Below are 18455 nucleotides of genomic sequence, written 5' to 3'. Positions count from 1 at the left end.
GGTTAGTGGCCGGAGTTCTTGATCTTGCTGCCGCCCACGCCGTAGCCTGCCTTGCGCATGATGAAGCCGGCCAGCAGGCCGAGGACCATGACGCCGATGCCGCTCCAGAAGATCGGGGCGTTGGCGATGACGAAGGCGATGGCGGCGATGAGGGCGCCGATGAGCATGACGATCACGCAGGTCCACGCGGCCGGGCTGTTGCCGTGGCCGAGGTCAATGCTGTGGTCGATGCCGTGGTGCTCCTTGGGGGCCGCGGGCTTTGTACCGGAAACAGTGGCTTTGCTCATGTGAATCTCCTCAGGATCAATACTGCTTACATTCTGCCATTTTTTGCCGCGGCCTTCGGCATCGCGGCCCGGGCGCATGGCTGCGTGACCTGCAGCCTAGGTGGGGTCGTCGCCCCGGGAGAGCCTGTCCCAGCTGTCGATCTCGTCCACGGGACCTGCCTGCTGACCCGCCGGACCGGCCGCGGCGGCGTCGTACTTGGTGCGGGACTTCCAATGCCGCCCCGCCGGAACCACCAGCAGGCCGCAGGCGGCCAGCAGGGAACCTGCGACGACAGCGAGCACCGGAAAGACACTGACGCTCACGTCCGCGCTGCCGCCCGAGACCCCGGTGGCGGCGGCGATGGACCCCTGCGCCGCAGCGAGGGGGTCAGCGAGCACCGTGGCGGCGGCGGCGATGATGCCGGCAGCCGCAAGCACGATGATGGCGGTGATGATCCAGCGGGCGATTTTCCCGGCGATCGAGGCCGCAAGGCCGCCCGCCAGCGCGACGAGGGCCAGGGCGGTGACCGTAGTCGCAGCTTTGCTGCCCTGCACCTGGAGGCCGCCTTCGCCGCCGGCAGCCTGGCCCACCTGCTGGGGGTCCAGGTGGACCGTCAGCCAGGTCTGGGTGGTGGTGCCGAAGGCCGCCAGCGCAAGGGCAGCGATCAGCAGCACCACGGTGGACTTGCGCGCCCAGCCCGGCACCGTGCTGCGCACTTTTGCCGGCGAGGCGGATCCTGCGGGATCGGCCATCAGGAGTTTGCCTCTTCCGCCGGATCGGGAGTGCTCACAGATGCCGGCGTGATGTTGTGCAGCGAGCCGGCCGTGTGGACAGCGCGCAGCGGGGCAGCCGCCTTGTTGACGGTTTCCTGCGCCTCGGCCGGGTTGCTGGAGTCCGCCACGATGCCGCCGCCGGCCTGGACATACGCGCGGCCCTCGCGCAGGAGCGCGGAACGGATGGCGATGGCCATGTCCATGTCGCCGGCGAAGTCCAGGTAGCCCACTACGCCGCCGTAGATGCCCCGCCGGTGCGGCTCGAGCTCATCGAGCAGGCGCAGTGCGCGGGGCTTCGGGGCGCCGGACAGGGTTCCGGCCGGGAAGGTCGCCTTCAGCACGTCATAGGCCTTGGCCGTGGGGGCCAGCCGTCCGACGACGGTGGAGACCAGGTGCATGATGTGGCTGAAACGCTCCACCTCCATGAACTGGGTGACGTCGACGGAGCCCGCCACGCACACCTTCGAAAGGTCGTTGCGGGACAGGTCCACCAGCATGAGGTGTTCGGCCCGTTCCTTCTGGTCGGCGAGGAGTTCCTCGGCCAGGGCCTTGTCCGCGTCCACGGTCTTGCCGCGCGGGCGGGACCCGGCGATGGGGTGCGTGATGACGTCCTCACCCGTGACGGTTACCAGCGCCTCCGGCGACGACCCGACGATCGAGTACTGGCGGCCGGCGGCATCCTCCAGGCTGAAGATGTACATGTAGGGGCTCGGGTTGGTGTTGCGCAGCACCCGGTAGACGTCCAGCGGCGACGCCCCGCACTCCATCTCGAACCGGCGTGAGATGACCACTTGGAAGACTTCGCCGTCCACGATCGCTTCCTTGCCGCGGTCGAGGGCGGCGAGGTACTCGGGCTCGTGCCAGCGTTCCTGGACACTGGCGGCAAAATCGAGGGCGGCCGGCTCCAGCACCGACACCGGCTGGACCACCGGGGTGCTGATGCGCGCCAGCAGTTCCTTCACGCGGGCGACGGCGTCATGCCAGGCCTCGTCGACCCGCTCGGAGCTGTTATCGAAGTTGATGGCGTTGGCGATCAGCAGCACTGTGCCATCCATGTTGTCGTGGACAGCCATGTCGGTGACGAGGTTCAGCGCCATTTCGGGCAGCTGCAGGTCGTCCTCGGGCGGGCTGGTCAGCTTTTCCCAGTGGCGCACCGTCTCCCAGCCGAGGAAGCCCACCAGGCCGGAGGTAAAGGGCGGGAGCCCGTCGAACCGGTCGGTGCGCAGCGCCTCGATGGTGTCCCGGATGGCGTCCACGGGGTTTCCGTCCACGGGAACGCCCGCCGGCGGCTCACCCAGCCAGTGCGCCTCGCCGTCCTTTGTGGTCAGCGTGGCCCGGGACCGGGAACCAATGAAGGAGTAGCGGGACCAGGCGCCGCCGACAGCCGCCGACTCCATGAGGAACGTGCCCGGCTGGCCCTGCGCCAGCTTCCGGTACAGCCCGATCGGAGTTTCAGCATCGGCCAGCACTTTGAGCCGGACAGGGATGACGCGGCTGTGGGCGGCGAGTTCCCGGAATTCCTCCAGGCCAGGGCTGATGATTCCGAGGTCCTGCATGGTTATTGGTTCTCCGTCTGTTCTTGGGGGGGTGCCTATGGGGCTATGGGCCGGGTTGGGTGGAAGAGGCGGGCCGCTAGTTGGCCGGGCCTGCCACAACATCGAAGGCCCGGCCATCAAAGCAGGTGCGCGTGCCGGTGTGGCATGCTGCCCCCACCTGGTCGACCCGCACGAGGAGGGCGTCGCCGTCGCAGTCCAGGGCCACCGACTTGACCCACTGCACGTGGCCGGAGGTGTCACCCTTCCGCCAGTACTCCTGGCGGGAACGCGAGTAGAACGTCACGCGGCCGGTGGTCATGGTCCGGTTCAGGGCCTCGTCATCCATCCAGCCCAGCATGAGGACCTCGTTGGTGTCGAACTGCTGCACGATGGCAGCCACGAGCCCGGCGCCGTCCCGCTTCAGCGCCGAGGCAATCTCGGCGGGGAGGGGGCCTCCCGGCAGAAGGCTTTCGCCGTCGCCAGGGAACGGGGCATCGGCGGTTCGGGCGGGGGCGGGGCTGGGGGCGGGCTGCTCAGACATCACGTCAAGTCTAGTGCCCATCGCAGGCCGCCGGCACAAACGCCGCGGGACCCCGTGCTCCGGCCAGACACACACCGCCCGGGGCCCGGACACACGCACGGCCCGCAGGGGCGTGGAGCCACTGCGGGCCGTGCGGCTGGCTGAATCGGCCCGCGCGGTGACAGCCGGTCAGGAAGCGGAACGCTTCACCACGACGTCGTCGACGTAGCTGTCGCCCATCTGGCGCGGGTGCTCTGCGCCGAACTGTACCCGGCTCAGTAAGGCGGACGGCAGATTCACCGTTCTGTTGAACAGCTGAACTGTTCCGAACCAGATCTGGACGGAGGACCTGGCGCCGTCGGCGCGCACCTGCATCCTGATGTGCTGCCAGGTATTCAGCGGGACGCTGGCGGCCCGGAGCCTGGTGTAGCTGACCGTGCCGCTTGGATTGGCGATCCGCAGCCACAGCTCTCCGTTGGCGTTGTTGCGGAAGACATCCGCCACCCGGGTCGAACCCGAGAAGAACCGTACGTACGGCACATTGTTGCCGGCAAGGCCGCCGGTGGTGATGTTCACCCAGGCGTCGGCACTGGCCCGTTTGGTGCCGGCGGCCAGCGCCAGCTTCATGTTCGCCACCGAACCTGTTGTATCCGTGGCCCGGATCCGAACGGAGCATGTTCCGGAGTGTGCCTTGGGGCTCGTCACTGCCACCGTTCCGGTCCCCGCAGTGCTTTTGACGAACGGCGACAGGGTGTTTCTTTCGAAGTTGGTAGCCGTCACCAGCGTCCCCGTGAAGGTGGTGCTGGCGGGGGCGGCGAGGCCCGTCCGGCACGTCGCCGCCATGGCAGCGTTCGTGGAACCGAAGATCAGGCTGCCCGAGACAAGCAGTCCGAGGCTGCCGAGGGTGCCCATTTTCTTTAGAGTGCTCATTGCATGTCCTCACGCCACAGATGGAGTTTTCTCTCTTTGTTCGCTCCACTGCAGACTCCCGGCTCACCCCCCGGAAGCAGACCCAATGCGTCTGATGATGCGCTGGAGCCGGTTTGCGTGCACTCCCCCTGCAAATACTTGGTGCATCAGCTTGGAAAAAGCTTGGAGTTCTTGAAGATCTTCCCTTTCGGGAACGGGGCAGCACCCTCGTGAAGAACGGCACAAATTCACCGGGACCAACAGACTGCGCAACTCCACCGGGGACGTGCTAGTTTTCCAAGTGATGCATTTCGTCGATCCATCCCGAGAAGTCCTGGCCGAGACCCTGCTGGCGGCCGGTCCTGACTCCCCCACGCTCTGCAAGGGCTGGAAGACCAGGGACCTCGCAGCCCACCTGTACCTGCGTGAGCGGAAGGCTGCCGTCGGGCTGGGCCTGATCATCAAGAGCCTGTCCAAGGCGTCGGACAAGGCGACCGCCCGGCTGGCCGGAAAGCTCAGGACCGCGGACGACTACGCCAAGCTCGTGAACTCGTTCCGTGCAGGACCGCCCGCGCTGTCGCCCATGAAGATCAAGGCCCTCGACGAGAGCTCCAACCTGATCGAATATTTCGTCCACACGGAGGATATCCGGCGCGCCGTTGACCGCTGGGCGCCCCGGGCCCTCGACGAGGAATACTCGGACGCCCTGTGGGATGAACTGGTCAAGCGGGCGGCGATCCTCTACCGCGGCGTGGACCTGGGCATCGTCCTCGTCAGCCCCTCCGGCCCCCGGCACGTCGCCAAGCGCGCACCGGTGTCCGTGGCGATCGTCGGGGAACCGGGCGAGCTACTGATGCATGCCCACGGCCGCACGCGCCATGCGCTGGTCACCTTCGAAGGCCAACCGGACGCCGTCGCCCTCCTCCAGTCAGCCGAAGTCGGGCTTTAATAAAGCAACGCGGGTGGGCCCACGCCCCCAGGGTTCCCTGGCCGAGCTTGCGAGGCTAGGGCGGGGTCACTTACCGCCCAATCTCCGGAGGTTATTGGGCGGTAAGTGACCCCGCCTTGCTTTTGTGAGCCGCGGGTGGAGATCAGCGGACCTCGAAGCCGGCGTCGCGGATTGCTGTCTTGACCTGGGACATCATGTCGTCCGGGCCCCAGTGGAAGATCGAGGCTGCGAGTACGGCGTCTGCTCCGGCCCGGACGGCGGGCGGGAAGTGAGCAGGCTCCCCCGCGCCGCCGGAGGCGATGATCGGAACCTTGACGGCGGAGCGGACCAGCCGGATGAGCTCGAGGTCGAAGCCGTCCTTGGTGCCATCGGCGTCGATGGAGTTCAGCAGGATCTCGCCGACTCCGCGGTCCGCCGCTTCCCTGGCCCAGGCGATGGCGTCGATTCCGGTGCCCTGGCGGCCGCCGTGAGTGGTTACCTCAAAGCCCGACGGCGTGGGCTGGGATCCGGGGCGGACGCGCCGGGCGTCCACGGACAGCACCAGCACCTGGGACCCGAAGTGCCTCGTGATTTCATCGATGACGTCGGGGCGGGCCACCGCTGCGGTGTTGATGGAGGCCTTGTCAGCCCCGAACCGCAGCAGCTTGTCCACCTCGGCCACGCCGCGGACGCCGCCGCCGACGGTCAGCGGAATGAACACTTCCTCGGCGGTGCGGCGGACGACGTCGAACGTCGTTTCCCGGTTGCCGGACGATGCCGTGACGTCGAGGAAGGTCAGTTCGTCGGCGCCGGCGTTGTCGTAACGGTGTGCCAGTTCCACAGGGTCCCCGGCGTCGCGGAGGCCCTCAAAATTGATGCCCTTAACCACGCGGCCGGAATCTACGTCCAGGCAGGGAATAACGCGGACGGCTACAGCCATGACTTCTCCTGTTGTACTGCTGGGGTGTGCTGAGGGAAACCGGGTCAGATCCGGCAGGCGTGGATGCTGCTGACCAGGATGGCGCGGGCGCCGAGGTCGTACAGCTCGTCCATGATCCGGTTGGTTTCCTTCTTGGGCACCATGGAGCGCACGGCCACCCAGTCGGAATCGCGCAGCGGCGAGACGGTGGGTGATTCCAAGCCCGGGGTGAGGCCGGCGGCCTGCTCCACGAGTTCCTTGCGGATGTCGTAGTCCATCAGCACGTACTGCCGCGCCACCAGGACACCCTGCAGGCGGCGGATCAGGACGTCGATTTCCTTGGCCGTGCCGTTGGCCGCGCCGCCCTCGCCGGTGCGGCGGATGAGGACGGCCTCGGAACGGAGGATCGGATCACCGAAGATTTCCATGCCGGCGGCCTTGAGCGTGTTGCCTGTCTCGACGACGTCGGCGATGGCGTCCGCGACGCCGAGGCGCACGGAGGATTCCACCGCTCCGTCCAGCCGGACCACCTTCGCCTTGATGCCGCGCTCGGCGAGGTAGTCGCGCAGAAGCCCGTCGTAGCTGGTGGCGAGGCGCTTGCCTTCGAGTTCCTCCACACTGCCGAAGTCCCCGATCGGGCCGGCAAAGCGGAACGTTGAGGCGGCAAAGCCGAGCGGAAGCAGTTCCTCTGCCTCAACCTGCGCGTCCAGCAGGAGGTCGCGGCCGGTGATTCCGACGTCGAGCGTTCCCTGCCCGACGTACACGGCGATGTCCCGGGGGCGGAGGAAGAAGAACTCAATGTCGTTGTCCGGGTCCACCATGACCAGCTCACGGCTGTCCCGGCGCTGGCGGTAGCCCGCCTCGGACAGCATGGCGGAGGCGGCTTCGGACAGGGATCCCTTGTTGGGTACGGCTACACGCAGCATTGGGGGTCTTTCTGGTTTGGAAGTTTGGGTCAGGCAAGCGGGGCCACGCGGAGGCGGCTAAAGATGCTTGTAGACGTCTTCCAGGCTGAGTCCTTTGGCGAGCATCAGGACCTGCAGGTGGTACAGGAGCTGCGAGATCTCTTCGGCGGCGGCCTCGTCCGATTCGTACTCGGCGGCCATCCAGACTTCGGCCGCTTCCTCCACGACCTTCTTGCCGATGCCGTGGATTCCCGACTCCAGTTCGGCGACGGTGCGGGAGCCCTCGGGGCGGGTCGCTGCCTTCTCGCTCAGTTCTGCGAACAGCGTCTCGAAATTCTTCACGCCCTCCAGCCTACTTGCTCGGGGCCGGTGCCCGCCTGTCGGTCCGTTCCATGACGGCGGGGATGTGAGCGGTTACACACGCTGTGCGCTTGCGCCCGCATCCCCGCAGCTGTCCTGGAGCTGGGGAAATGTACCCTAGTAGTTCTTGAGCAACAGAGCCGTGGACAATGCGGCTGTGACGGCCTCGTGCCCCTTGTCCTCGGAGGATCCGGGCAGTCCTGCGCGGTCCAGGCCCTGCTCTTCGGTGTCGCAGGTGAGCACACCGAACCCGACCGGCACGCCGGTGCTGACGCTCACGTCGGTGAGTCCCGACGTCGCGGCCTGGCAGACGTAGTCAAAGTGCGGCGTTCCGCCGCGGATAACGACGCCGAGGGCCACGACGGCGTCAAAGTGCGGTGCCAGCCGCGCGGCAGCCACCGGAAGCTCGAAGCTGCCCGGGACGCGCAGCACTGTGGGTTCGTTGATGCCGGCGTCCTTGGCGGCACGCAGGGCGCCGTCCAGCAGGCCGTCCATGATCTGCGTGTGCCAGCTTGCCGCGACGATCGCCAGCTTCAGCTGCGAGGTTTCCGCGGGGTCGAGGGTGGTGAGGTCAATCTGGGGTGCGCCGTGTCCGCTCATAAAGTCTTCCTGGTCCGTTCAGTCTTGTTCGTTGTCAAAGGTATCGGTGCCGGTGCGGGGCAGTCCCGCGGTCTCGGTATCGAGGGTCAGCAGGTGGTCCATGCGGTCCTTCTTGGTCTGCAGGTACCGGAGGTTCTGCTCCCGGGACGGCACCTCGGTGGGCACCATCTCGACGACCCTCACGCCGGCCGTGGCCAGGCGGTTCTGCTTGTCCGGGTTGTTGCTCAGCAGCCGGATCTCGTGCAGGCCCATCTCGGCAAGGATCTGCGCCGCGGCCTTGTAGCAGCGGGCGTCCACCGGCAGTCCGAGCTGCTCGTTGGCCTCGACGGTGTCGAACCCTGCCTCCTGCAGGGCGTAGGCCTTGATCTTGTTGGCCAGTCCGATGCCCCGGCCTTCCTGGCCGCGCAGATACAGGAGCGTGCCGCCGTTCTCGGCGATCATCTCCAGGGCGTACGCGAGCTGTTCGCCGCAGTCGCACCGGTAGGAACCAAAAACATCGCCGGTGAGGCATTCCGAATGCAGGCGCACCAGGGGCGCCTTGCCGTCCTTGGGCGGATTCGGGGAGCTGACTGCCAGGTGTTCAGCGCCGGTCACCAGATCGGTCCAGGCCTGCGACACGAAATCGCCGAAGGCCGTGGGCAGCTGGACCACCGGGCCGCTGCTCACGGGATGCGGCTGCCGCCCGTTGCTGCCCGCTTCCGCTGCTTGATATGCCGTCATCGTGTTTCCCCTTCTCCGGCCGGACTGACTTCCAAAGTGCTCTCCTGCGAAGATACACGGTGGTCAGCTCCCAGATAGGCAACCAGGTCCTCGATCGAGATCAAGGGGCAGCCGTGCTCGGCAGCGAACACCCGGAGGCCATCCAGCCGCATCATCTCCCCGTCGTCGTATACAACTTCTGCGATCACGCCCACCGGCTCCAGGCCGGCGAGCCGGCAGAGGTCGACGGCCGCTTCGGTGTGGCCGGGGCGTTCACGCACTCCCCCATTAACGGCCCGCAGCGGGAAAATATGCCCGGGACGGGTCAGCGTGTCCGGACCGCTCTGCGGATCGGCGATGATGCGGGCCGTGAGCGCGCGGTCAGTGGCCGAGATGCCGGTGCTGACGCCGGTGGCGGCGTCGCAGGAGACGGTGTAGGCCGTGCCCTTCGCGTCCTGGTTGACCTCCACCATGGGCGGCAGTTCCAGCGCGTCGGCCCGGGCGCCGTCGAGCGGCACGCAGATGACGCCGGAGCTGTACCGGATGGTCCAGCCCATGAGCGCCGGCGTCGCGTGCTGGGCCGCGAAAATGATGTCGCCTTCGTTTTCCCGGTCCTCGTTGTCCACTACCAGTACGGGCCGGCCGGACGCCATGGCGCGGACGGCGTCCTCAATGGTGTCCAGCCCAAGGGCGGCGGAAGTCACGTCAGCGGAAACCGCCGGGTCGGGTTTTGCTGCGCCGGTCAGATTTACTGTGCCCTTCAGATTTACTGTGCCGTTCACCGCTGAACCTCCGTTGCTTCCGAAACTGCAGTACCTTCCGTGCCGGTTTCCGGGCCGGCCGTGCGGAACGCGAGCAGCCGCTCGGTGTACTTAGCCAGCACGTCCACCTCAAGGTTCACCCGGCTGCCGGCCGGCTTCGCGCCGAGGCCGGTATCTGCGAGGGTCGTGGGGATGAGCCCCACCTCGAACCACGGTGCCGTCTCGGCTGCCGGGCTGACAGCCGTGACGGTGAGGGAGACGCCGTCGATGGCGATGGAACCCTTTTCCGCAATGTAGCGGGCCAGGCGCTGGGGAACGCCGAAGCGGAGCCGTTCCCAGTTTCCCTGCGGTTCACGTTCGAGCAGTTCACCGACCCCGTCCACGTGCCCCTGGACCACATGGCCGTCCAGGCGCCCGCCGGCGGGGACGCAGCGTTCCAGGTTGACGGGGTCGCCGACGGCCAGCTCGCCAATGGTGCTGCGGATGAGGGTCTCGCCCATGACGTCGACGCTGAAGTCCTTGCCGTCAATGGCCGTGGCCGTGAGGCACACGCCGTTGACAGCGATCGAGCCGCCCAGCGGCAGGCCGTCCGCAGTCCCCGGGGCGTGCAGGCGCAGCGTTGCGCTCGTGTCCCCGTTCCGGTCCACGGACAGGACCTTTCCCTGTTCGGCGATAATTCCGGTGAACATCAGTAGCCTCCCATGGCTGTGCCCGCTGCTGTGCGGGCAGGTAGTGAATCGGTTGACGTTGCGTGTGCCGCTGCGCTGTGTACCGCGGCGGGCGGGTCTTGGGTTTCGTCTGACACGGCGGTTTCCTCCGGGAGCAGGTGCAGGCGGAGGTCCCTGCCCAGGTACTGGACGGCGCCGCCGGACGCTGCATCCCACTCCCAGCGCTGCGCGTCGGCCAGCGTTCCGATGCCCAGGCCGTTGAGGGCCGGCGTTCCGGAGCCCAGCAGAGTGGGCGCCAGGTAGACGATGAGTTCGTCCACAAGCCCTTCGGCCAGGAAGGCGCTGAGGATTCTTGAGCCGCCCTCCACCATGACGTGCCTGGTGCCCGCGGCGAAGAGCATGTCCAGCGCCTCCCGCGGGTCACGCGTCGGCAGGTGCAGGACCTTGCCGTCATCGCCGCGAACGGCCGCGTCTTCCGGCACGTCGCGTAGTCCCATGACCGCCCGCAGCGGCTGATTTCCGGTGGTCTCGCCGCTGGCGTCCCGGGCTGTCAGGCGGGGGTTGTCCACCAGCACGGTCTGCGTTCCCACCAGGATGGCGTCGATCCGGTTCCGGATGCCGTGGTTGTCGGCCAGCGACTCCGGGCTGGAAATCCACTGGCTGGTTCCGTCCTCCGCCGCGATCCTGCTGTCCAGGGTCTGGGCGATGTGCAGGGTGACAAACGGGCGATGGGCGCCCACAGCCTGGAACCAGCGGCGGTTCAGCTCCAGCGCGCGCCCGGCGGCCAGTCCGCTCCGCACGCCCACTCCCGCGGCCCGCAGGGTGGCGGCCCCGCCGGCGGCCGGGTCATGGGGGTCGTCGACGGCGTACACGACGTTCGCTATCCCGGCGTCGATAATCGCCTGCGCGCAGGGGCCGGTGCGGCCCACATGGTTGCACGGCTCCAGGGTGACCACCATGGTGGATCCGGAAAGGTCGACGCCGGTGCTGACCGCCGCCGCTATCGCGTCGGCTTCGGCGTGCGCGGTGCCGGCACCGCGGTGGTAACCCGTGACCAGCTGGCGGCCGTCAGGCCCGACGACGACGGCGCCCACCAGCGGATTGGCTCCGCGGGGTCCCTGCAGGGCGGCTTCCAGGGCAGTGTCCATAGCGGCAATCTCAGCGGCGGAGAAGGCCGTTACCGGCGTCTGGGCGGCAGTCACTTGGACACCGCCGGGTCCGGGAAGGCGGTTTCAACCTTGACGGCAGTGGCGTCCGCCTGGGCCTGGCTGCGGGAGGCCCGCCACCAGACGACGAAGCCGGCCAGGGTGAAGAAGCCGTAGAAGAGGTACATGAAGGCACTGGCGTAGTATCCGGCGCTGAAAAGCAGCGGGACGCCCACGATGTCCACGGCAACCCAGATCAGCCAGAACTCGGTCCAGCCGCGGGCCATGCCGTAGGTGGCCAGGAGCGAGCCGGTGAAGGTCCAGGCGTCGGCCCACACGGGCGGGTAGGAGCCGAGGGAGTTGAAGATCGGGGTGAGGGCGGCGGTCCCGGCCGCAAGCGCGAGCACCAGCACCACCCGGGTCCTCGGGCTGGCCCAGGCGGGCGCGATCGCCGTCGAGGTCCCTGCCGAGCGGCGGCTCTGCTGCCAGCGCTGCCATCCGTAGACGGCCACGATGATGAACATGACCTGCCGCCCGGCCTGGCCCCAAAGGGTGGCGGGCGTGGCGGAGCCGAAGATGTTACCGAGGAATACGGTCAGAAGCAGAAGGTTTCCGGCGATGCCTACCGGCCACGCCCAGACCTTGCGCCGCATGCCGCCGAGGGCACTGGCCAGGCCAAAGATGTTGCCCAGCACTTCGCGGAGAATCAGCACGGATCCGCCCACGGGAATCTGTGCTTCGAAGAGCCAACGCAGGATATCCATGCGGGTGTGTCGTTCCTTCCCTCAAAAGCCCTGACGGCTCCGGGGGTATACGACAGCGAAACGCAGCGGCGTTTTGGAACGCCACAAGTACAGCTGTACGTGCTTCTCTCATCCAGACTTTAACTGTCGGTACCGGAATTTCACCGGTTCAACCGTCCGCCGGGATTTCCGAAAAGGAAACACCGGCTCGCGGGTCGCGGACTGTCACCGCCGGTTCGGACTTACACCGACCCCGGAGCACGTATTGTGTGTTGCTATTCTGACACAACTTGGCGGGTGCCCAGGCTATTCCCGCTGCAAAACGTCATGCGGCCGTCACGCAGGCCGGTTTCGGCCCGTGACGGCCGCATGACCGGACGTTGGAGAACTGGGTACCTAAGGATCGGGCTCTTAGGACTGCACTCGTAAGGACTGGGGCTAGAGGCTGCCGGCCTTGCGCAGCCGGTCAATGGCCCCGGACGGATCCGGTGCCCCGTACACTGCGGACCCGGCGACGAAGACGTTCGCCCCGGCCTCCGCGGCGCGGACTATGGTTTCCTCCGTGATGCCACCGTCAACCTGGATGGCGACGTTCACTCCGGACCCCTCGACCGCGGCGCGGGCGCGGCGGATCTTGGGCAGCGTGAGATCAAGGAACGCCTGGCCGCCGAAGCCGGGCTCCACTGTCATGATCAGCAGCATGTCCAGCTCCGAAAGCATGTCCAGGTATGGCTCCAGCGCGGTGGCGGGCCGCAGCGCCATCCCGGCCTTCGAACCCCTGGCCCGCAGCTCGCGCGCCAGCTTCACCGGCGCGATCGACGCCTCGGCGTGGAATGTCACGGAAGCAACGCCCGCGTCCGCATAACCGGGCGCCCAGCGGTCGGCGTCGGAAATCATGAGGTGGGCGTCCAGCGGGACCGGGCTGACCGCCTGGATCCGCTGGACCACGGGAAGTCCCAGGGTGAGGTTGGGGACAAAGTGGTTGTCCATCACATCCACATGCACGGAGTCGGCGTTGCTGATTTTCTGCAGCTCGGCTTCGAGGTTCACGAAGTCGGCGGAGAGGATGCTGGGGTTGATGCAGCACTGCGTCATGCGGGGTCCTTTCGCGGGACAGGAGTCCGGGGTATGGGATCGGGCGGTGGTTGCGTGACCGGGCGGAAAGTCAGCGCTTGCGGCGGATCAGGGCGAGGAACATCGCATCCGTGCTGTGGACATGCGGCCACAGCTGGGCAGTCTTCTCATGCCCCGCCTCCAGGCCGCCACCGAGGCTGACGGAGTCCAGCACGCTGCCGGCATCCAGCAACTCCAGGTCCTCGCGTTTGCGCAGGGCGTCGCTGACCACCGCGGTGGTTTCGGCAGGGTGCGGCGAGCAGGTCACGTAGGCCACCACGCCGCCGGGCCGGACGGCCGCCAGGGCGGAGTTCAGCAGTTCGCGCTGCAGCGGCCCCAGGTCCGCCAGGTCCTTCGGGGTGCGGCGCCAGCGGGATTCGGGCCGGCGGCGCAGGGCTCCGAGCCCGCTGCAGGGCACGTCTACAAGCACACGGTCAAAGGCGGCGGGCCGTTCGGCCCCCACCTCGCGGCCGTCGCCGGTCCGTACGGTCCAGACGTCCGACGGCACGGCGGAGAGTGCCTGGCTGACCAGCTTGGCCCGGTGCGGGGCGGGCTCGTTGGCCAGCAGCGTGGCCCCGCGTTCGTTCGCCAGCGCGCCGAGGAGGGCAGCCTTGCCGCCGGGTCCGGCGCAAAGGTCAAGCCAGGCCTCGCCGGCGCGGCCTCCCCCTGGTACAGCGTGGTCTGCGTCTGCGGTCCCGGGCTCTCCTGCCTCGGGCTCTGCTGCAACGAGGCTGGCCGCGGCCAGGGCCCGGGCCACCAGCTGCGAACCGACGTCCTGCACGCGCGTTGTGCCGGACCGGACAGACTCCAGCCGGCCGAGGTCACCGCCGCTGGAGAGGGCGGATCCTTCCACCAGTTCGCCGGGAACTGCACCGCTCTCCAGTGCCTCATCCAGGCTTCCCAGCCCGGGAAGGGCCACCAGGTTCACCACCGGCGCGGCGTTGTCCGCCTCCAGCAGCTCGCTGATTTCACTGACCGGGCGCCCGTGGGCCACCAGGGACTGGCGCAGGGCACGGACGATCCACTCGGGATGGGCGTAGCGGATGGCGGCAACTTTGTTCTCGTCCTGCTCGCCGGCCACCAGTTCGGCCAGCCATTCGTCCAGGCTGCGGGCCGCCACCTTCCGGAGGACGGCATTGATCAGCGCAGAAGGGCCGGCGCCGATGACTGCCCGGGCCAGGCCGACAGTCTGGTCCAAGGCGGCGTGGGCGGGAACGCGCATTGCGAGCAGCTGATGGACGCCGATGCGCAGGGCATCCAGGACGGCCGGATCCAGCTTCTCCAAAGGCCTGTCCACACAGCGGGACAGGATGCCGTCGTAGGTACCCTGGTTCCGCAGCGCGCCGTAGCTGAGTTCGGTGGCGAACCCGGCGTCGCGCCGGTCGAGGCCGTGCTGGCGGATGCGCGCCGGCAGGACGAGGTTGGCGTACGCGTCCTCTGCCGCGACCGCGCGCAGCACTTCGAAAGCCACCAGCCTTGCCGGGTCTGCCCTGCGGGTGCGCTGCGACGGAGCATTCTCAGTGAAGTTGCGCTGAGCGCCGCGGTTCCGCTCCCTGCCTTGAGCGTTGCGGCGGCTGGGCCCTCCCCCGCCCTGGCGCTGGCCCCATCCGCCTGTGCCCGATCCGCCTGTGCCGGATCCACCGCGGCCGGAACGGCCCTGCCCGGATCCGCTTCTGCCGGAGTCACTCATTGGAATACCACGCTTTCAAGGGAAGCCTGGCCGCGCGCCCAATCGGCTGCGGCCATCATTTTCTTACCGGCAGGCTGCACTTTGGTGAGTTCAACGGCATGTGAGCCCGTACCCACCAGCACCCCCTTGCCGGCCAAAGCCACTTGTCCGGGCCGTACATCGGTGACGTCGGGGCGGAGCCGCACCGGCTCGAGCTTCAGCCGCTGTCCGTCCAGGGTGGTCCAGGCTCCCGGTTCGGGTGTCACGCCGCGTGCCCGCCGGCCAACGGACAGTGCCGGCTCCGACCAGTCGATGCGGCCGTCGTCGAGAGTCAGCTTGGGCGCCAGCGTCACTTCCCCCTGCTGGGGACGGGGCGACGCCGCACCGGCTCCGACGGCGGATAGCGTCTGGGCGAGCAGGACGGCGCCGCTGTGGGACAGCCGTTCAAGCAGCGCTCCGGAGGTGTCCTGCTCGCCAACGGCCTCGGTCAGCGTGCCGATGACGGGACCGGTGTCGAGCCCCTCCTCGAGCTGGAACGTCACGGCGCCGGTGACGTCGTCGCCGGCGATGACGGCGCGCTGCACAGGAGCCGCGCCGCGCCAGGCCGGCAGCAGGGAGAAGTGCAGGTTGATCCAGCCGTGCTGCGGAATGTCCAGGGCCGCCCGGGGCACAAGCCCGCCGTAGGCGACGATGGCTGCCACGTCGGGACGGGCTTCGGCGATCCGTTCGGTGACGGCTGCGTCCACCCGGGAGGCGTGGATGACGTCGATGCCGAGCTCGGCGGCCCGGGCAGCAACAGGCGACGGCGTGAGGACGCGTTTGCGGCCCACCGGCGCATCCGGCCGGGTCAGCACCGCAACGATCTCGAAGCCGGCGGCCACCAGCGCATCCAGCGAGGGAACGGCAACGGACGGTGTCCCGGCAAAAAGGACCCTCATCCGGCGGCACCAAAGCTGCCGCCGCCAAAACTGGAGCCGACGGTCTTGGCGCGCTTGGCGGTGGTCTTTTCGGTGATGGAGTCGTAGTTGGCGTTGCGGATGGAGCGCAGGGCGGCCTTGCGGTCCTCGCCCTCCAGCCGGTCGGTGAAGAGGATGCCGTCCAGGTGGTCCGTTTCATGCTGGAAGCAGCGGGCAAGCATTCCCTCCGCCTCCACTGAGACGGGGTTCCCGTTCATGTCGACGCCGGTGACACGGGTGGTGCGGTAGCGGCGGACGGGGAAGCCCAGTCCGGGGATGGAGAGGCACCCCTCCACTTCATCCGGCTGGAAGTCCTCGCTGTTCTCCAGCACCGGGTTGATGATGTGGCCTTCTACGCCGCCGATCCGGTAGGTGAAGACCCGGAGGCTGACTCCGATCTGGGGCGCGGCCAGGCCTGCGCCTTCAACGTCCTCCATGGTTTCGGTCATGTCGGCAACGAGCCTGGCCAGCTCCGGCCCGAAATCCGTGACAGGGTCGGCAACCGTGCGGAGCACGGGATCGCCGATGATACGGATATTCAGAATTGCCATGTGCAGTCATTTCCTCACGGTGAACGGGTAAAGGGATCCAGTCCAGTTTAGTTGCTGCGGCCTGGCCGGCGCAGATGGTCAGGAGAACACCGGCGGCGCCAACGGCAGCAACGCCGGTCCGGCGCTCACGGTGTCAGCGGACATTTCCCACACCCGGCGCAGAGCGCAGAACTTCCACCAGTGGTGCTTGAGGACCTCCGGATTTGCGCGGACGGGCCGCACCTCCGTTTCACCGATCGCGACGGCGAGCAGGACCGGGGATTCGCCGTGCTGCCACGGCTCCCACTCCCCCGCCACGGGATCCACCAGGCTCTCCTCCGCCTTCATGCCGGCAACAAGCTGCATGACCACCTTGTCGTCAAGCGGCTTCACCTGGCCGTCGCGCGTGGTTCCCTTGGTCTTGTAGTCGATGAGGCAGGTGCGTCCGTTGATCCGCGCGACGAGGTCCAGTGTTCCCGCGTATCCGACCGACTTGTTCCACACGGTGATCTCCGGGGCAACCGGCTCCACCCGGAACAGCTCCCACCACTCATCGAAGCGGGCGGCGAAGGCTTCCTCGCCGTTGGAGGCAAGCGACTCCCGGGCTTCCTTCATCAGGTGCGGCCTGCCGAGGGCCCTCAGTGCCACCTGTTCGCAGTAGTAGTGCACCCGGTCCCCGCGCTGCGCTGCCTCGTCCCGGTAGGTTTCGGCCGCCTTGGCCGCGCGGTTCACCGCCTGCCGCACCCTTGCAGGGCTGCCGAGGATCTCCGGAAGCGAGGGATCCTTGGCCAGGCTGCTGGCGCCCATGTAGCCGAACCAGCCGTCCAGGCCGTGGGGCTGCTGTCCGATGACGGTGGTGATGGAGGGAACTGTGAACTGTTCCGTGGTGGAGCGGGCGTACATCCGGCCATATTCCGTGGCGTGGGCGAGGAGTGGAGCGGTCATGGTGCGACTCTTTCACAGGGGTCTGACAGTGTTGCGGCAACAGGTTCTTCGACGTGGAAACAGAAAAGCCCGCCCCTCCCAGTTGTACTTCCTGGGCGGAACGGACTTTCCATCGGTGGGCGATACTGGGTTCGAACCAGTGACCTCTTCGGTGTGAACGAAGCGCGCTACCACTGCGCCAATCGCCCCGATGCATTTGAATGCTAGCGGACGATCGCCGGTTAAAGGAAATCGGCCACCGAAGTGCTGCACGCCACACGGCCAGATCTCCCAAACATCGCCGCCGGAGGCCCGCAAAGGCCCTCAAACTACACCGCTGTAATTAGAAAATTTCCCTAGAATTCAAGGAAAAACGCCTCCCCCGGCCACGCCCCCCGCACTCGATTTGGAGTTTCCCGGAACCTCCTATAGAGTTCTTACTCGTTGGAACGCGACGAACTGCCGATGAGGCAAGGAATCGCTGCTCCGAAATGCGGACGTAGCTCAGCTGGTAGAGCACCACCTTGCCAAGGTGGATGTCGCGAGTTCGAATCTCGTCGTCCGCTCGCAGGACACTGTCACGGCACTGATTCCCAGGAATCAACGCCTACACGGTGGGTTGGCCGAGAGGCGAGGCAGCGGCCTGCAAAGCCGTATACACGGGTTCGAATCCCGTACCCACCTCGGTGAAAGCCATGGTTTCCGGTATATCCGGATGCAATGGGCGATTGGCGCAGCGGTAGCGCGCTTCCCTGACACGGAAGAGGTCACTGGTTCGATCCCAGTATCGCCCACCAGAGCAAGGAGACTTGCTTGTAGTTGAACGTTCGGCCCTCGGGCGGGACTTCAAAAATGCGGACGTAGCTCAGCTGGTAGAGCACCACCTTGCCAAGGTGGATGTCGCGAGTTCGAATCTCGTCGTCCGCTCTCTTGATCCCTTGGGATCCGAACCCAGGATACCGCCGGTTTTGCCGGCTCCGGGCGATTGGCGCAGCGGTAGCGCGCTTCCCTGACACGGAAGAGGTCACTGGTTCGATCCCAGTATCGCCCACGAAATGAAGCAGCTCTCCGGAGCTGCTTTTTTCTTGCCCGCATACTGTTTGACAGATTTTGTCAAGAACTCCTTGGCAGGCACCTTCTTCGGGGTTAGGATCGAATGCGGAGGAGCGAACTGGCTCCGCGATTGAAGGGAGGTGCTCGTGGGTTTACTTGACGATCTAAAGGGCAAGGCTCAGGGTCTGATCCGCGGCAACGAGCAGGCCATCAAGGACGGCATCACCAAGGCAGGCGATTTTGTCGACTCCAAGACGGACGGCAAATACGCAAGCCAGGTAGATAAGGTCCAGGCTGGCGCTTCCACCCTCGTTGACAAAGCCAACGAGAGGCCAACCCAGGGACCGGCGGACAACGTTCCGCCGGCTGAGAAGGCTCCGTAGCCAGGGACTTCCCGGGCCTCGCCCCCAAACGTCAAAAAAGGTGCCGGTCCCGCCGAGAGGCGGCGCCGGCACCTTTCGTGTCCCCGAAAGAGTTT

The 18455-nt window shown here is 67.1% G+C and carries 21 protein-coding genes, 6 tRNA genes and 1 riboswitch; of the genes, 7 read left to right on the top strand and 20 right to left on the bottom strand.

The window, feature by feature from the left end; genetic code table 11:
- Positions 1 to 2: 2 nt before the first annotated feature.
- From ACFRAH_RS08560 to ACFRAH_RS08540, 5 genes are all read right to left on the bottom strand, one after another.
- On the bottom strand, positions 3 to 287 hold the full coding sequence (locus tag ACFRAH_RS08560) for an HGxxPAAW family protein (protein WP_377990470.1): 285 nt from the start codon (positions 285 to 287) through the stop codon (positions 3 to 5).
- Between the two features lie 96 nt (positions 288 to 383).
- Positions 384 to 1019, bottom strand: coding sequence for a Trp biosynthesis-associated membrane protein (locus ACFRAH_RS08555; protein ID WP_377990469.1), 636 nt, complete (start codon positions 1017 to 1019; stop codon positions 384 to 386).
- Entirely contained in the window at positions 1019 to 2596 is a 1578-nt protein-coding gene (locus ACFRAH_RS08550; protein ID WP_377990468.1) for an anthranilate synthase component I, read from the bottom strand. The genes ACFRAH_RS08555 and ACFRAH_RS08550 overlap by 1 nt, the downstream gene beginning before the upstream one ends.
- Before the next feature lie 76 nt (positions 2597 to 2672).
- Complete coding sequence (gene hisI, locus ACFRAH_RS08545; protein ID WP_377990467.1) at positions 2673 to 3116, bottom strand: phosphoribosyl-AMP cyclohydrolase; 444 nt, start codon at positions 3114 to 3116, stop codon at positions 2673 to 2675.
- Positions 3117 to 3284: 168 nt separating this feature from the next.
- Complete coding sequence (locus ACFRAH_RS08540; RefSeq protein ID WP_377990466.1) at positions 3285 to 4025, bottom strand: hypothetical protein; 741 nt, start codon at positions 4023 to 4025, stop codon at positions 3285 to 3287.
- A gap of 283 nt (positions 4026 to 4308) precedes the next feature.
- On the opposite strand from ACFRAH_RS08540, the gene ACFRAH_RS08535 reads away from it, so the two are divergent.
- The gene (locus tag ACFRAH_RS08535) at positions 4309 to 4953 is read left to right on the top strand and encodes a TIGR03085 family metal-binding protein (protein ID WP_377990465.1); all 645 of its coding nucleotides are present in this window, start codon (positions 4309 to 4311) and stop codon (positions 4951 to 4953) included.
- A 142-nt stretch (positions 4954 to 5095) separates the two neighbouring features.
- Here the strand turns inward: ACFRAH_RS08535 and hisF are convergent, their stop codons facing one another.
- The 15 genes from hisF to ACFRAH_RS08460 all read right to left on the bottom strand — a co-directional run bounded on the left by hisF (position 5096) and on the right by ACFRAH_RS08460 (position 17133).
- The gene (hisF, locus tag ACFRAH_RS08530; RefSeq protein ID WP_377990464.1) at positions 5096 to 5872 is read right to left on the bottom strand and encodes an imidazole glycerol phosphate synthase subunit HisF; all 777 of its coding nucleotides are present in this window, start codon (positions 5870 to 5872) and stop codon (positions 5096 to 5098) included.
- A gap of 44 nt (positions 5873 to 5916) precedes the next feature.
- A complete protein-coding gene (gene hisG / locus ACFRAH_RS08525; RefSeq protein ID WP_377990463.1) occupies positions 5917 to 6777 on the bottom strand; it encodes an ATP phosphoribosyltransferase in 861 nt (286 codons plus the stop codon).
- Between the two features lie 57 nt (positions 6778 to 6834).
- Positions 6835 to 7098: a phosphoribosyl-ATP diphosphatase gene (locus tag ACFRAH_RS08520; RefSeq protein ID WP_003801526.1), complete on the bottom strand. Its 264-nt coding sequence runs from the start codon at positions 7096 to 7098 to the stop codon at positions 6835 to 6837.
- A gap of 135 nt (positions 7099 to 7233) precedes the next feature.
- The gene (gene ribH / locus ACFRAH_RS08515; RefSeq protein WP_003801528.1) at positions 7234 to 7716 is read right to left on the bottom strand and encodes a 6,7-dimethyl-8-ribityllumazine synthase; all 483 of its coding nucleotides are present in this window, start codon (positions 7714 to 7716) and stop codon (positions 7234 to 7236) included.
- 18 nt (positions 7717 to 7734) lie between these two features.
- A complete protein-coding gene (gene ribA, locus ACFRAH_RS08510; RefSeq protein ID WP_377990462.1) occupies positions 7735 to 8436 on the bottom strand; it encodes a GTP cyclohydrolase II in 702 nt (233 codons plus the stop codon).
- Complete coding sequence (gene ribB / locus ACFRAH_RS08505) at positions 8433 to 9119, bottom strand: 3,4-dihydroxy-2-butanone-4-phosphate synthase (RefSeq protein ID WP_377990490.1); 687 nt, start codon at positions 9117 to 9119, stop codon at positions 8433 to 8435. Before ribB ends, ribA begins: the two co-directional genes overlap by 4 nt.
- Before the next feature lie 74 nt (positions 9120 to 9193).
- On the bottom strand, positions 9194 to 9865 hold the full coding sequence (locus ACFRAH_RS08500; protein ID WP_377990461.1) for a riboflavin synthase: 672 nt from the start codon (positions 9863 to 9865) through the stop codon (positions 9194 to 9196).
- Positions 9865 to 10992: a bifunctional diaminohydroxyphosphoribosylaminopyrimidine deaminase/5-amino-6-(5-phosphoribosylamino)uracil reductase RibD gene (gene ribD, locus ACFRAH_RS08495; RefSeq protein WP_377990489.1), complete on the bottom strand. Its 1128-nt coding sequence runs from the start codon at positions 10990 to 10992 to the stop codon at positions 9865 to 9867. The genes ACFRAH_RS08500 and ribD overlap by 1 nt, the downstream gene beginning before the upstream one ends.
- Before the next feature lie 50 nt (positions 10993 to 11042).
- Positions 11043 to 11753, bottom strand: coding sequence for a nicotinamide riboside transporter PnuC (gene pnuC, locus ACFRAH_RS08490; protein WP_377990460.1), 711 nt, complete (start codon positions 11751 to 11753; stop codon positions 11043 to 11045).
- 95 nt (positions 11754 to 11848) lie between these two features.
- A riboswitch (FMN riboswitch) is annotated at positions 11849 to 11998 on the bottom strand.
- A gap of 172 nt (positions 11999 to 12170) precedes the next feature.
- A complete protein-coding gene (gene rpe, locus ACFRAH_RS08485; RefSeq protein WP_377990459.1) occupies positions 12171 to 12827 on the bottom strand; it encodes a ribulose-phosphate 3-epimerase in 657 nt (218 codons plus the stop codon).
- A 70-nt stretch (positions 12828 to 12897) separates the two neighbouring features.
- Positions 12898 to 14535: an RsmB/NOP family class I SAM-dependent RNA methyltransferase gene (locus tag ACFRAH_RS08480; RefSeq protein ID WP_377990458.1), complete on the bottom strand. Its 1638-nt coding sequence runs from the start codon at positions 14533 to 14535 to the stop codon at positions 12898 to 12900.
- Positions 14532 to 15452 carry a methionyl-tRNA formyltransferase gene (fmt, locus tag ACFRAH_RS08475; protein ID WP_377990457.1) on the bottom strand — a complete coding sequence of 307 codons (921 nt, stop codon included), beginning with the start codon at positions 15450 to 15452 and terminating at the stop codon, positions 14532 to 14534. Before fmt ends, ACFRAH_RS08480 begins: the two co-directional genes overlap by 4 nt.
- Positions 15449 to 16021: a peptide deformylase gene (gene def / locus ACFRAH_RS08470; RefSeq protein ID WP_377990456.1), complete on the bottom strand. Its 573-nt coding sequence runs from the start codon at positions 16019 to 16021 to the stop codon at positions 15449 to 15451. The genes fmt and def overlap by 4 nt, the downstream gene beginning before the upstream one ends.
- A gap of 78 nt (positions 16022 to 16099) precedes the next feature.
- On the bottom strand, positions 16100 to 16945 hold the full coding sequence (locus ACFRAH_RS08465) for a cytochrome (RefSeq protein WP_377990455.1): 846 nt from the start codon (positions 16943 to 16945) through the stop codon (positions 16100 to 16102).
- 116 nt (positions 16946 to 17061) lie between these two features.
- A tRNA-Val gene (locus ACFRAH_RS08460) sits at positions 17062 to 17133 on the bottom strand.
- A gap of 284 nt (positions 17134 to 17417) precedes the next feature.
- Between ACFRAH_RS08460 and ACFRAH_RS08455 the strand changes: the two genes are divergently transcribed.
- The 6 genes from ACFRAH_RS08455 to ACFRAH_RS08430 all read left to right on the top strand — a co-directional run bounded on the left by ACFRAH_RS08455 (position 17418) and on the right by ACFRAH_RS08430 (position 18360).
- Positions 17418 to 17490 (top strand) — tRNA-Gly (locus tag ACFRAH_RS08455).
- A 47-nt stretch (positions 17491 to 17537) separates the two neighbouring features.
- Positions 17538 to 17608, top strand: a tRNA-Cys gene (locus ACFRAH_RS08450).
- Positions 17609 to 17646: 38 nt separating this feature from the next.
- Positions 17647 to 17721: transfer RNA gene (locus ACFRAH_RS08445), tRNA-Val, on the top strand.
- A gap of 57 nt (positions 17722 to 17778) precedes the next feature.
- Positions 17779 to 17851, top strand: a tRNA-Gly gene (locus ACFRAH_RS08440).
- Between the two features lie 52 nt (positions 17852 to 17903).
- A tRNA-Val gene (locus ACFRAH_RS08435) sits at positions 17904 to 17975 on the top strand.
- 148 nt (positions 17976 to 18123) lie between these two features.
- Positions 18124 to 18360: an antitoxin gene (locus tag ACFRAH_RS08430; RefSeq protein WP_377990454.1), complete on the top strand. Its 237-nt coding sequence runs from the start codon at positions 18124 to 18126 to the stop codon at positions 18358 to 18360.
- Positions 18361 to 18455: the final 95 nt, after the last annotated feature.

It is taken from the genome of Arthrobacter sp. NPDC056727, assembly GCF_042790555.1.
GTDB lineage: Bacteria > Actinomycetota > Actinomycetes > Actinomycetales > Micrococcaceae > Arthrobacter.
Note: the sequence above shows the minus strand (reverse complement) of the source record. Positions and strands in the feature narration are given on the sequence as shown.